At 57.7% G+C, this 12,215-nt stretch carries 14 protein-coding genes; 2 read left to right on the top strand and 12 right to left on the bottom strand.

Translation table 11 applies throughout. From position 1 onward, the window contains the following. Positions 1-19: 19 nt before the first annotated feature. The 8 genes from ruvB to AB1J88_RS27350 form a co-directional block, all read right to left on the bottom strand. Positions 20-1,081: a Holliday junction branch migration DNA helicase RuvB gene (gene ruvB / locus AB1J88_RS27385; protein ID WP_041068559.1), complete on the bottom strand. Its 1,062-nt coding sequence runs from the start codon at positions 1,079-1,081 to the stop codon at positions 20-22. Then, positions 1,082-1,690 carry a Holliday junction branch migration protein RuvA gene (ruvA, locus tag AB1J88_RS27380; RefSeq protein ID WP_003227522.1) on the bottom strand — a complete coding sequence of 203 codons (609 nt, stop codon included), beginning with the start codon at positions 1,688-1,690 and terminating at the stop codon, positions 1,082-1,084. 114 nt (positions 1,691-1,804) lie between these two features. Beyond that, positions 1,805-2,332 (bottom strand): crossover junction endodeoxyribonuclease RuvC, encoded by a 528-nt coding sequence (ruvC, locus tag AB1J88_RS27375; RefSeq protein ID WP_007951206.1) that lies wholly within the window; start codon positions 2,330-2,332, stop codon positions 1,805-1,807. Between the two features lie 156 nt (positions 2,333-2,488). After that, positions 2,489-3,235 carry a YebC/PmpR family DNA-binding transcriptional regulator gene (locus tag AB1J88_RS27370; RefSeq protein WP_003227527.1) on the bottom strand — a complete coding sequence of 249 codons (747 nt, stop codon included), beginning with the start codon at positions 3,233-3,235 and terminating at the stop codon, positions 2,489-2,491. Positions 3,236-3,362: 127 nt separating this feature from the next. After that, positions 3,363-5,138, bottom strand: coding sequence for an aspartate--tRNA ligase (aspS, locus tag AB1J88_RS27365; RefSeq protein ID WP_095668473.1), 1,776 nt, complete (start codon positions 5,136-5,138; stop codon positions 3,363-3,365). Between the two features lie 100 nt (positions 5,139-5,238). Further along, positions 5,239-5,460: an FmdB family zinc ribbon protein gene (locus AB1J88_RS27360; RefSeq protein ID WP_003227532.1), complete on the bottom strand. Its 222-nt coding sequence runs from the start codon at positions 5,458-5,460 to the stop codon at positions 5,239-5,241. Between the two features lie 118 nt (positions 5,461-5,578). Continuing rightward, entirely contained in the window at positions 5,579-5,929 is a 351-nt protein-coding gene (locus AB1J88_RS27355) for a ribbon-helix-helix domain-containing protein (protein WP_041068547.1), read from the bottom strand. Positions 5,930-6,112: 183 nt separating this feature from the next. Beyond that, complete coding sequence (locus AB1J88_RS27350) at positions 6,113-6,583, bottom strand: Dps family protein (RefSeq protein ID WP_003227537.1); 471 nt, start codon at positions 6,581-6,583, stop codon at positions 6,113-6,115. Positions 6,584-6,893: 310 nt separating this feature from the next. Here AB1J88_RS27350 and AB1J88_RS27345 point away from each other — a divergent pair, with 310 nt between their 5' ends. After that, positions 6,894-7,496, top strand: a complete 603-nt coding sequence (locus tag AB1J88_RS27345) for a cold-shock protein (RefSeq protein ID WP_041068544.1) — start codon at positions 6,894-6,896, stop codon at positions 7,494-7,496. 74 nt (positions 7,497-7,570) lie between these two features. Here the strand turns inward: AB1J88_RS27345 and AB1J88_RS27340 are convergent, their stop codons facing one another. Continuing rightward, positions 7,571-7,777 carry a SlyX family protein gene (locus AB1J88_RS27340; RefSeq protein WP_007962092.1) on the bottom strand — a complete coding sequence of 69 codons (207 nt, stop codon included), beginning with the start codon at positions 7,775-7,777 and terminating at the stop codon, positions 7,571-7,573. Between the two features lie 3 nt (positions 7,778-7,780). Beyond that, on the bottom strand, positions 7,781-8,206 hold the full coding sequence (locus AB1J88_RS27335; RefSeq protein ID WP_041068712.1) for an HIT family protein: 426 nt from the start codon (positions 8,204-8,206) through the stop codon (positions 7,781-7,783). Between the two features lie 894 nt (positions 8,207-9,100). Between AB1J88_RS27335 and AB1J88_RS27330 the strand changes: the two genes are divergently transcribed. Then, entirely contained in the window at positions 9,101-10,450 is a 1,350-nt protein-coding gene (locus AB1J88_RS27330) for an OprD family porin (protein WP_041068541.1), read from the top strand. Positions 10,451-10,568: 118 nt separating this feature from the next. On the opposite strand, the gene AB1J88_RS27325 is transcribed toward AB1J88_RS27330, so the two are convergent. Together AB1J88_RS27325 and AB1J88_RS27320 are read right to left on the bottom strand one after the other, a co-directional pair. Next, the gene (locus AB1J88_RS27325) at positions 10,569-11,411 is read right to left on the bottom strand and encodes a mechanosensitive ion channel family protein (RefSeq protein WP_041068538.1); all 843 of its coding nucleotides are present in this window, start codon (positions 11,409-11,411) and stop codon (positions 10,569-10,571) included. Positions 11,412-11,591: 180 nt separating this feature from the next. Next, complete coding sequence (locus AB1J88_RS27320) at positions 11,592-12,077, bottom strand: YajQ family cyclic di-GMP-binding protein (protein ID WP_003227548.1); 486 nt, start codon at positions 12,075-12,077, stop codon at positions 11,592-11,594. Positions 12,078-12,215 lie beyond the last annotated feature (138 nt).

Raw genomic sequence — 12,215 nt, 5'->3', positions numbered from 1 at the left:
AATCGCCAAAAAATGTGTATCAATCGTCCACGGCATCGAGAAACTCGTCTGCCACGGGCATCTCGCCCATTCGTGACGGAATGTTTAAACCGAAATGCAGGTACGCATGCCGCGTCACCACCCTGCCCCGCGGTGTACGCATGATGTAGCCCTGTTGAATCAGGTACGGCTCCAGCACGTCTTCGATGGTGTGGCGCTCTTCACTGATCGCCGCCGCCAGACTGTCGATGCCCACCGGGCCGCCATCGAACTTCTCGATCATGGTCAGCAGCAAGCGCCGGTCCTGGTGATCGAAGCCGTGTTCGTCGACGTCCAGCAGGTTCAACGCCAGATCGGCCACCGACTTGGTGATGTGGCCCTTGGCCCGCACTTCGGCAAAATCGCGTACCCGCCGCAGCAGACGGTTGGCGATCCGCGGCGTACCGCGAGCACGACGAGCAATTTCAAAAGAGCCCTCCGGGTCCAGCGGCAGTCCGAGAATAGACGCCGAACGACTGACAATCGTCGCCAGATCCGCCGTGCTGTAGAACTCAAGACGCTGGACGATACCGAAGCGGTCACGCAACGGATTGGTCAGCATGCCGGCACGGGTTGTGGCGCCCACGAGAGTGAACGGTGGCAGATCCAGCTTGATCGAGCGTGCCGCCGGCCCTTCACCGATCATGATGTCGAGCTGGAAGTCCTCCATCGCCGGGTACAGCACTTCTTCAACGATGGGTGACAGACGATGGATTTCGTCGATGAACAACACGTCGTGCGGCTCAAGGTTGGTCAGCAGAGCCGCCAGATCGCCCGGACGTTCAAGTACCGGACCGGACGTGCTCTTGATCGACACGCCCATTTCCTCGGCGATGATGTTGGCCAGTGTGGTTTTGCCCAGACCCGGCGGGCCGAAGATCAGCGTGTGGTCGAGGGATTCACTACGGCCACGCGCCGCCTGGATGAACAGTTCCATCTGCTCGCGCACGGTCGGCTGGCCAATATAGTCGGCCAGACTGACCGGGCGAATGGCCCGATCCTGGACTTCTTCGCGCTCGCGCGGACTGTGCGCGGCGGCGATCAGACGATCAGCTTCAATCACTTAAATCATTCCCTTCAGGGCGCGGCGGATCAGGTCTTCACTGCTCAAATTCTTGTCCTTGATGGCGGTAATCGCCTTGCTCGCTTCCTGCGGCTTGTAGCCCAGGGAAATCAGCGCACTGACGGCATCGTTCTCGGCAGTGTTGACCGGCGCCGGGCCGTCCGGCTGGTTCGGCACCAGAGCGAACATGGCTGGTGAGGTTTCCCAGGCCTTGAAACGATCCTTGAGTTCGACCAACAGGCGCTCAGCGGTTTTCTTGCCGACACCCGGGACCTTGGTCAACGCCGAGGTGTCCTGCGATTGCACGCAGCGGATCAGCTCATCGACTTCCAGACTCGACATCAGCGCCAGGGCCAGTTTCGGCCCGACACCATTGAGACGGATCAACTCACGAAAAAAGTCTCGCTCACGCTTGCCGGCGAAACCATAGAGTAACTGCGCGTCTTCGCGTACGACCAAATGGGTGTGCAGCGTCAGCGGTTCACCGACCGACGGCAGACGATAAAGGGTGGTCATGGGCACTTCCAACTCATACCCGAGGCCGTTTACATCCAGAATCAGGTGCGGCGGCTGTTTCTCAGCCAGGGTGCCGCGCAAGCGTCCAATCACGTTTCAGATCCTTGAGCGTTGGCCAGCCGTGGGCTGGCGACAGATGGAAGGCGGGAATCGGGCCGACGACCCAGGCGCAAAATCCGCATTCCGCAAAAATGATTGCTGATGCTATCAGAGACGCAGGCGCCCGCCACGACTGCGTGCGGTTCCCAAACCATGCGGCAGCAGGCTGGAACGGGTATGCGCGTGACAAATGGCAATGGCCAGAGCATCCGAGGCATCGATCTGCGGCTTGCTGGTCAGCTTGAGCATGTGCATGACCATCATCTGCACCTGTTCTTTATTGGCCGCGCCGGTGCCGACCACGGCTTGCTTGACCTGAGTCGCGGTGTACTCAGCAATCTCCAGGCTCTCCTCGGCGCCAGCCACAATGGCGGCGCCGCGAGCCTGCCCGAGTTTGAGGGCGGAATCGGCGTTTTTCGCCATGAACACTTTTTCGATGCCCATGGTCACCGGGCCATAGGTCTGAATGATTTCACGCACACCGCGATAAACGATCTGCAGCCGCTCATGCAGCTCGCCGGCGCCGGTACGGATGCAGCCCGAGGCCACATAGATGCAGCCGCCACGTCCGGTATCGCGAACAATCCCGTAACCGGTGATGCGCGAGCCGGGGTCGATACCCAGAATTAATGTCATAACGCCTGCAGAAATTGATGCGAAAGCTGAGGGTACATGTAGGAGCTGCCGAAGGCTGCGATCTTTGTGTTTTTAAAAATCAAAAGATCGCAGCCTTCGGCAGCTCCTACAGGTGAATTGTAGAGCCATCAAAAACTGCGACCTTTGTATTTTGCATCAGCCGAGCTGAGCGGCCACGTCTTCCGGAATGTCGGCGTTGGAATAGACGTTCTGCACGTCATCCAGATCCTCAAGCATGTCGATCAGCTTGAGCACCTTCTCCGCGCCTTCCAGATCCAGTTCGGCGCTGGTGGTCGGCTGCATGACGATTTCCGCGTCGTCGCCCTTGAACCCCGCCGCTTCCAGCGCGTTGCGCACGGCATAGAAGCTGGTGAACGAGGTGAACACGTCGATCGAGCCGTCTTCATGGCTGACCACGTCGTCGGCATCGGCTTCCAGCGCCGCTTCGGTCAGGGCGTCTTCATCGACGCCCGGGGCAAAGCTGATCTGCCCTTTGCGCTCGAACAGGTACGCCACCGAACCGTCGGTGCCGAGGTTGCCGCCGCATTTGCTGAATGCATGGCGGACGGCTGCAGCGGTACGGTTGCGGTTGTCGGTCATGCATTCGACCATCACCGCCACGCCGCCCGGGCCGTAACCTTCATAGGTCAGCTCTTCAACGTTGTCCGCTTCCGTCGCACCGGCGCCACGTGCCACGGCGCGGTCGATGATGTCGCGGCTCATGTTCGCACCGAGGGCCTTGTCCAGGGCCAGGCGCAGACGCGGGTTGGAACCCGGATCGCCGCCGCCCTGACGGGCCGCAACGGTCAGTTCACGGATCCACTTGGTGAAGATCTTGCCTCTCTTGGCATCCTGACGTTCTTTGCGGTGCTTGATGTTCGCCCACTTGGAATGACCTGCCATAACTCGCTCCGAATTCTCTTGAAACGTTGCCCGCCCTGCTCACGCAGTGGCCAGCAAACAAAAAATCTCGACCTGCTCTCTATAGAAAGAAAAAAGGCGCATCCGAAGATGCGCCTTCAGGCCCGTCTTACTCAGCCTTTGGCGTTTCGCGCAAACGAATGTGCAGCTCGCGCAGCGCCTTGGCATCCACCACACCCGGCGCTTGCGTCATGACGTCCGCAGCACTCTGGGTTTTCGGGAAAGCAATCACTTCACGGATCGACTGGGCGCCGGTCATCAGCATCACCAGACGGTCCAGACCGAAGGCCAGACCACCGTGCGGCGGCGCACCGTACTTCAGCGCGTCGAGCAGGAAGCCGAACTTCTCTTCCTGTTCCGCTTCGTTGATGCCCAGCAGGCGGAACACCGCTTGCTGCATTTCCTTGCGGTGGATACGGATCGAACCGCCGCCCAGCTCGGTGCCGTTCAGAACCATGTCGTAGGCACGGGACAGAGCGCCGGCCGGGTTGGCTTCCAGCTCTTCAGGCGAGCACTTCGGCGCGGTGAACGGGTGGTGCAGTGCCGAGAAGCTGCCGTCGTCGTTTTCTTCGAACATCGGGAAGTCGACGACCCACATTGGCGCCCACTTGCAGGTCAGCAGGTCGAGGTCGTGACCGAGCTTGATACGCAGCGCGCCCAGGGCTTCGCTGACGATCTTGGCCTTGTCGGCGCCGAAGAACACGATGTCGCCGTCAACTGCACCAACGCGATCAAGGATCACGTTCAGGTTGGCTTCAGGGATGTTTTTCACGATCGGCGATTGCAGACCGTCAACACCGGCAGCGCGCTCGTTGACCTTGATGTACGCCAGGCCCTTGGCACCGTAGATGCCGACGAACTTGGTGTAGTCGTCGATCTGCTTGCGCGGCATGCTCGCTCCGCCTGGAACGCGCAGTGCAGCGATACGGCATTTCGGATCGTTGGCCGGGCCGCTGAACACCTTGAATTCGACTTCTTTGAGTTGATCGGCAACGTCGACCAGTTCCAGCGGGTTACGCAGGTCTGGCTTGTCGGAACCGTAACGACGCATGGCTTCTTCAAAGGTCATGTGCGGGAATTCGCCGAATTCCAGATCCAGCACTTCCTTGAACAGGTTGCGGATCATGCCTTCGGTCAGGCCCATGATGTCTTTTTCGTCGAGGAAGCTGGTCTCGATGTCGATCTGAGTGAACTCAGGCTGACGGTCGGCACGCAGGTCTTCGTCACGGAAGCACTTGGCGATCTGGTAGTAGCGGTCGAAACCGGCAACCATCAGCAGTTGCTTGAACAGCTGAGGCGATTGCGGCAAGGCGAAGAAGGAACCGGCGTGAGTACGGCTCGGCACCAGGTAGTCGCGAGCACCTTCCGGGGTCGCGCGGGTCAGGATCGGCGTTTCCACGTCAAGGAAGCCGTTCTCGTCGAGGAAGCGACGGATACTGGTGGTCATGCGCGAACGCAGACGCAGCTTCTCGGCCATTTCCGGACGACGCAGATCGAGGAAGCGGTAGCGCAGACGGGTTTCTTCGCCGACGTCGGAGTATTCGTTGAGCGGGAACGGCGGGGTTTCCGCTTCGTTCAGCACTTCCAGCTCGTAGCCCAGCACTTCGATCATGCCCGACGCCATGTTGGCATTGGTTGCACCAGCCGGACGCAGACGCACCTTGCCGGTGATTTTCACCACGTACTCGCTGCGCACGCGATCGGCGGCGGCGAAGCTTTCGGCGCGATCCGGATCGAACACCACCTGCGCCAGACCATCACGATCACGGATATCGAGGAAAATCACCCCGCCGTGGTCGCGACGACGGTGAACCCATCCGCAAAGGGTAATTTCCTGGCCTTCCAGGCTTTCGTTCAGTTGGCCGCAATAATGGCTGCGCATCATGGTAGTGGTTTCGCTTCTCGTAATTCGAAATTCGGTGGAGATACCGTCGCACTCAAGCACTGCGGAATCTCACGCGTGTCGTTCGACCTGGGCCTGAACCCTAGTCAGATTTGTCGCCACCGGCCAGATTCTTCTTGGCTCCGGTCTTGAAATCGGTTTCGTACCAACCGCTGCCGCTGAGGCGAAAACCCGGCATGGACAGCTGTTTTTTGAGCTCTGGCGCCTGACAGGCAGGGCAGTCGACCAGCGGTGCCTCGCTGATCTTTTGAATGGCTTCCAACTGATGACCACAGGAAGCACATTGGTAATCGTACATCGGCATGGGGGTGTCTCGGCGATCAGATTGCCACCGCGCGCAGGGCTTTGCGGCGAAAGAGCGGGATTATATCCATTAAATGCGGGCTGTGCAGCCGTAAGACTGCACAGCCCGCCACGTCATTTCAAGTATTGGTCGTTCCGGGCATGACGGTCGCCGGGGTATCCCGCAGACCATTCATCACACACACCACCCGCACCAGACCGCTGAAGTTTTTCACCCCGCCGTGGCGCAGGTGCACTTCACGGTCCACATGTGACAGCAGCGTACTGACCGAACAGCCGTTGTGCCCGGCCATGTCACCAAGAATGTTCCAGTAAACCTGCTCGAGCCTCAAGCAAGTGGCAAACCCGTTCAAACGCACTGACCTTGCCAGCGGCCGGATCAACTCAAAATCAAAATCGCTGACAAACGGATCGACCTTCATTTCCCGTTGCGAACCGACATGCTCGCATCGCCTGTCTCCACCTACCATATCGCTGACACTCCTTTGCCATCGCTGCTTGTAATAAAGACAACATCCTGTGCCTTCATAAAAACGCAGACGCAAAGTCAGCGCCAGATGACTAGTTGCCCAGCGACGTAGGATAAGCCGACATGTTCAGTAAGATTTGAAACAGTACGCGGACATCCCCCCGGACATCCGCGCAAACGCTTGTCAGGTCTCGAGCAACGCGCGCAGCATCCACGCAGTCTTCTCATGCACCTGCATGCGCTGAGTCAGCAGGTCGGCTGTCGGCTCGTCACTGACCTTGTCCAACAGCGGGAAGATCCCGCGAGCGGTACGAGTCACAGCCTCTTGGCCCTCGACCAACTGCTTGATCATGTCCTCGGCGCTTGGCACGCCGACTTCCTCTTTAATGGAGGAGAGTCGCGCGTAAGTCGCGTAGGCACCCGGCGCCGGAAAACCCAGGGCGCGGATACGCTCGGCGATCAGATCCACCGCCAGCGCCAGCTCGTTGTATTGTTCTTCGAACATCAGATGCAGGGTCCTGAACATGGGACCTGTGACGTTCCAGTGGAAGTTATGGGTTTTCAGATACAGCACGTAGGTGTCCGACAACAACCGCGACAGCCCCTCGACGATGGACTTGCGGTCTTCTTCACTGATACCGATATCGATTGCCATGCTTACCCCCTAAGGCGATTGAATTCATCCAACAGGTGCAGACCCACTCTAGCAAGGCAGCCGCGACCTCGCAGCCGGCAATTTTCGCTCGCCGTGCGACAAATCGACCGGGCAGGTGCCGCTGGCCGGGGTGATTTGAGTCGCTGCAGGCTTTGCTGTTAAATAGGCAGTGTGTCGCTATGCCCCATTTTTCGGGGCCTCGCGCATAGGCTGATGCCGGGCACGTGTCCAACGCCTCTTTATTGTTTCCGAAGCGAACCGTGCGCCTTCAGCTCTTCCTTGTGAGCCGTCATAACGTGAGCCAATCAAAATGTTGAAAATCGTCCACCTGCTAATGGGCGCAGCGGCTTTGCTGCTGTCGTTCATACCCAGCTTGAAAGCCGAAGCTGTTCCTTACCTGCAACAACCCGATGCACTTTACCTGGCCTTTTTCGGCCTGCTGAATCTGGTCATCGCTCCAGTGATTCCTTACTGGAACAAAGGCCCGCGCCAGCATCTGCAAAATCTGGTCAGCGCTCTTCTCGTGCTGACTGTCGTCCTGCAAACCCTGACCCTGATCGCACCGATGCCTGTCATCGCCGGTCAACCGGCGGTGTTGTTCAGCCTGGTGATCGCCCTGGTTGCCGTGGTCCTGCATCTGGCCATCAGCTTCTACAAGTCTTCACCGGCCGCCGCACCGACTACCTATGACATGAGCAACCGCGATACCGGTACCGTCAAGTGGTTCAACACGTCCAAAGGCTTCGGCTTTATCTCCCGGGATTCCGGCGATGATATTTTCGTGCACTTTCGTGCAATCCGTGGCGAAGGCCACCGCGTCCTGGTCGAAGGCCAACGCGTGGAGTTTTCGGTGATGAACCGGGACAAAGGCCTGCAAGCCGAGGACGTGATCGCCGCCCTGCCGCGTCGCTGATCCAAGGCAATAAAAAACCGCGAACAGCCAGGCTGCTCGCGGTTTTTTTTTACGCCTGCATAAAGGTGTTGGCATCAGTAATGCGGTGGTGGCGCCTCTTCCTCGAAAGAATCGAACTGCCCGACCATCTCCTCCTGACGCTTGAGCAACGCCGCCATTTGCAACTGCAGGCGCTCGATCACGCGCTGCTGCGCCACCAGCTCATCGTTCAACGCCTGAATGGTGTCATCCTGAAACGCCAGACGGCTTTCCAGATCGGTAACGCGTTCTTCAAGGTTCATGGATCAACCCTCCAGAAACGTGAAGTGTTCGGTCAGCACCAGACTCAGCCGCTCACGAATGCCCGCCACCTCCTCGGCGCTGTAGGGTCTGGCCGGGTGTTTACCCCAGACCGGCGCCGGCCAGGCCGCGTCATCACGCTTGCGCACGATCACATGCATGTGCAACTGGCTGACAACGTTGCCCAGCGTTGCAACGTTCAACTTGTCGGCGTCGAACAGATCCTTCAGCAGCTCGGCCAGCGCCGTGGTTTCCTGCCACAACTGCTGCTGGTCGGCGACATCCAACTGAAACAACTCGCTGATATCGTCGCGACGAGGCACCAGGATGAACCACGGGTAATTGGCATCGTTGGACAGCAGCAGCCGGCAGAGCGGGAAGTCACCGATGGTCAGGGTGTCCTGTTGAAGTCGTGAATCTAAAGCAAACACTGCGTGCACTCCCAGCTGATCGACATAATTCAGCTTAGCGGCCGTGAACGACAGGCGACACACCAAGCGACAGGCAGGCAGCATACCTGCGAATCCATCAGGCTTCACGAGCGCCGTGCCCACCCAGGCCATCACAGCCCAGGCAAGAGACATTTGCAGAGACCGCGCACCATTACAGCGCCAGGACGGTGCCCGGACACGGGCAAACACCCGAAGTGGGCAGGTTCATTGACAGCAGGCTCGTCACAAGCTGTATGAATCCGGTACAGCCTGTAAATTTTTTGCACCAAAACCGCACAGTGCGTCTACGCTCAGTGCGTCGGGCATCCGCCAAATACTCACTGACGGGGTGAACCGGTAACGTTTTTGGTTGTCATGGCCCCACTCGAACCTGACAACACGATGCAAAGGTATGCGTCAAGCCCCTGATACAAAAGGGCTTGAACCCCCGTTTTTATGCGGTTTTTACAGCGAAAGGCGGGTGTGCAGAAAAATAAACGTGGCAACCCTGCACTTTGTGCACGCTTGTTGCATTGAGACACACATGGTCTATAGCGCACCACGGGAAGTGGCAGCTTGAGACCAAACAAATACGGTGGCAGGGTTGCCCCAATGGAGATTCAAGTGTTTTGCCAGGGACTCTTTTTTACCGATGCAAAAAGGCCCAGAAACAGCGATAAAGTTGTCAGCCCGGCTGCATGGGTAACGTGAATTTGCGACATCAACCCAGCTGTTTGCGACGTCGTCGTAAAGATCATGAAAGGTTGTATGAGCAAGTATCGCCAACATTGTCGGCGTGATATAAGTTTGCGCCGACACAAAAAGAAAGAGCCGCCCAGATAATAAAACAGGTGGGACGGCAGTACTCTTCTAAAACCAAAGGAGCAAATCACGATGCGCGTGATGAAGTGGAGCACAATCGCACTGGCAGTTGCAGCAGCAGCCAGCACTCAGTTGGCTACGGCCGCCCCGTTTGTTAGTGACCAGGCAGAAGCCAAAGGTTTCGTTGAAGATGCAAAACTCACCGAAACGTTGAAGAACTACTACTTCAACCGCGACAACAAGAACGGCGGCCACGACCAGAAAGACTGGACTCAGGGCTTTCTCGGTAACTTCACTTCCGGTTACACCCAAGGCACCGTAGGCGTCGGTATCGATGCATTCGGTTACCTGGCGGTCAAACTGGATGGCGGTGATGGTACTTCCGGCACCGGTAACATGAGCCGTAGCGACACCGTCAAAGCCAACGGTTATGCACACGACGTTAACGACAGCCAAGGCAAAGCCGGCGCAGCCGTTAAATTCCGCATCTCCAAAACCGAGCTGAAATTTGGCGACATGCAGCCAAGCACCGCTCCGGTATTCGCTGTTGGCGGCTCCCGTATCCTTCCGCAAACGGCCACTGGCTTCCAGTTGCAGAGCAGCGAAGTCAAAGACCTTGACCTCGAAGCCGGTCACTTCTACTCGGCCACCAGCCAGGACAAAAACGCTCGTGAAGGCGGCCTTTACGCCACTTACGCGGGTGTTGAAGCCAAAAACATCGACTACTTCGGTGGCAAATACGGCATCACTGACAACCTGACTGCCTCGCTGTACGGCGCCAAGCTGGAAGACATCTGGAACCAGTACTACGCCAACGTGAACCTCACCACCCCATTCGGTGGCGACACTTCGCTGAACACTGACTTCAACATCTACCGCACCACCGACACCGGCAGCGCCAAAGCGGGCGACATCAGCAACACCGCCTTCTCGCTGGCAACCGCCCTGTCGTTCCTGAAGGCACACACCTTCACCCTGGCCTTCCAGAAGGTCAACGGCGACACTCCGTTCGACTACATCGGCGTAGGCAAGAACAACCGTGGTGGCGACTCGATCTTCCTCGCCAACTCCATCCAGTACTCCGACTTCAACGGTGCAGGCGAGAAATCCCTGCAAGCCCGTTACGACCTGAAAATGGCCGAGTACGGCGTTCCTGGCCTGAGCTTCATGGTTCGTTACGTTAAAGGTTGGGATATCGACGGTACCCACACTCCAGCGGGTAGCGCTTACGCCGGCCTGTACGGTGAAGACGGTAAACACCACGAAACCAACTTCGAAGCCAAGTACGTTGTTCAGTCTGGCCCAGCGAAAGACCTGTCCTTCCGCATTCGTCAAGCCTGGCACGTTGCTAACGCTGACGAAGGCGAAGGCGACGTTAAAGAGTTCCGCCTGATCACCGAATACCCACTGAACATCCTGTAATTGTCAGTGGTTAGTTTGGAAGCATAAAAAAAGGCCCATCTTCGGATGGGCCTTTTTTATTGCCTGTCACTTGTCATAAATGCCTGACCAACAAGTCAGGCATTTAATTAGCAACCTATCATTGTGTAGCTGTTTCCTGAACCACACGAATCACCCGCTGTGGAAACGGAATATCAATACCGGCCGTCTTCAAACGATCACGCGACTGTTCGTTAAACATGAACATCACGTCCCAGTAGTCTGCAGTTTTAACCCATACACGCAGGGAAACAGTGATCGAACTGTCACCCAACGTCGAAATGACCGCTTGTGGCGCAGGGTCCTGCAGAACGCGCTCATCCTTGGCCAGATCCAGCAGCACCTGACGGGCTTTCTGCAGATCCGCTTCGTAATCCACACCCACGTCGAACACCACCTTGCGGGTTGGCTGACGGTTGGTGTTGGTGATGATGCCGTTCGACAGATTGCCGTTCGGGACGATGATGGTCTTGTTGTCACCGGTACGCAGCACGGTGTGGAAAATCTGGATGCTGTCGACAGTACCCGCCACGCCTTGCGCTTCGATCCAGTCGCCGATACGGAACGGACGGAACAGCAGAATCAGCACGCCGCCAGCGAAATTCGCCAGGCTGCCCTGCAACGCCAGACCGATGGCCAGGCCAGCAGCACCGATCGCGGCCACGAACGAGGTGGTTTCCACGCCGATCATCGAGGCCACGCTGACGATCAGCAACACCTTGAGGATGATGTTCGCCAGGCTGCTGATAAAGCCTTGCAGCGCCAGGTCGGCATTGCGCAGGGCCAGCAGACCGCCAAGCTTTTGCGTGACCTTGTTGATCAGCCACCAGCCGATCGCCAGGGTAATCACCGCCAGCAGCACACGGCTGCCGTATTCCATGATCATCGGAATCCACGCCTGGGACGCCTTGACCAGGTTGTCTACCTCAGCATTCAAATCCATCTTCCATCTCCTGATTTCCGGCTACCCGGGCTGTAAAAAATCAGCGGCAGAAACCGCCAGGTATACATAAAACAATGTGGGAGCGAGCTTGCTCGCGAAGGCGATGTGTCAGTCAACTCATGGCTGAATGACATACAGCTTTCGCGAGCAAGCTCGCTCCCACAGATCATCTGACCGAGCTTAGTCGCGGAAGTTGTTGAACTGCAGCGGCATGCCGAATTCCTTGGCACGCAGGGCCGCGATGGCTTCCTGCAGGTCATCGCGTTTCTTGCCGGTCACACGCACCTGTTCGCCCTGAATCGCGGCCTGCACCTTGAGCTTGGCATCCTTGATGTGAGCGACGATTTTCTTCGCCAGCTCCTTGTCGATGCCTTCCTTGAGGATCGCGTCCTGCTTCATCAGCTTGCCCGAGGCATAAGCGTCTTTGACTTCAAGGCACTGCACATCGATCTTGCGCTTGGTCAGGGCCAGCTTCAGGATCTCGATCATCGCTTCCAGCTGGAACCCGGCTTCAGCGGTGAGGTTGACGGTCAGGTCCTTTTCCTTGAACTCGAAGCTGCCTTTGCCTTTCAGGTCATAACGACGATCGAGTTCCTTCACGGCGTTCTCGACCGCGTTGGTCAGCTCGTGTTTGTCCAGTTCGGATACCACGTCGAACGACGGCATGTAGTCTCTCCAATAAAAAGGCGCGCTCGATCAGGAGGGAGCGCGCTTGGCTTGCGGTTAAAATCCGGCTCATTATAACGGGTCTTTTCCCACCAACACGGCGAGCCTTGCATGCCAGTACCTTACCGAGTGAAAAAC

Source organism: Pseudomonas sp. S8, assembly GCF_050473925.1.
Classification (GTDB): domain Bacteria; phylum Pseudomonadota; class Gammaproteobacteria; order Pseudomonadales; family Pseudomonadaceae; genus Aquipseudomonas; species Aquipseudomonas parakoreensis.
The sequence above is the reverse complement of the archived record's forward strand: the minus strand, read 5'-3'. Positions and strand labels throughout refer to the sequence as shown.

Coding starts and splice junctions, on each gene's coding strand:
- AB1J88_RS27340 (WP_007962092.1), bottom strand. CDS start 7,777: ATGAACCTTGAAGAACGCGTTACCGATCTGGAAAGCCGTCTGGCGTTT.
- AB1J88_RS27325 (WP_041068538.1), bottom strand. CDS start 11,411: ATGGATTTGAATGCTGAGGTAGACAACCTGGTCAAGGCGTCCCAGGCG.
- ruvC (WP_007951206.1), bottom strand. CDS start 2,332: ATGACATTAATTCTGGGTATCGACCCCGGCTCGCGCATCACCGGTTAC.
- AB1J88_RS27350 (WP_003227537.1), bottom strand. CDS start 6,583: ATGGCAATCGATATCGGTATCAGTGAAGAAGACCGCAAGTCCATCGTC.
- AB1J88_RS27355 (WP_041068547.1), bottom strand. CDS start 5,929: ATGGTAGGTGGAGACAGGCGATGCGAGCATGTCGGTTCGCAACGGGAA.
- AB1J88_RS27320 (WP_003227548.1), bottom strand. CDS start 12,077: ATGCCGTCGTTCGACGTGGTATCCGAACTGGACAAACACGAGCTGACC.
- AB1J88_RS27370 (WP_003227527.1), bottom strand. CDS start 3,235: ATGGCAGGTCATTCCAAGTGGGCGAACATCAAGCACCGCAAAGAACGT.
- AB1J88_RS27360 (WP_003227532.1), bottom strand. CDS start 5,460: ATGCCGATGTACGATTACCAATGTGCTTCCTGTGGTCATCAGTTGGAA.
- AB1J88_RS27345 (WP_041068544.1), top strand. CDS start 6,894: ATGTTGAAAATCGTCCACCTGCTAATGGGCGCAGCGGCTTTGCTGCTG.
- AB1J88_RS27330 (WP_041068541.1), top strand. CDS start 9,101: ATGCGCGTGATGAAGTGGAGCACAATCGCACTGGCAGTTGCAGCAGCA.
- aspS (WP_095668473.1), bottom strand. CDS start 5,138: ATGATGCGCAGCCATTATTGCGGCCAACTGAACGAAAGCCTGGAAGGC.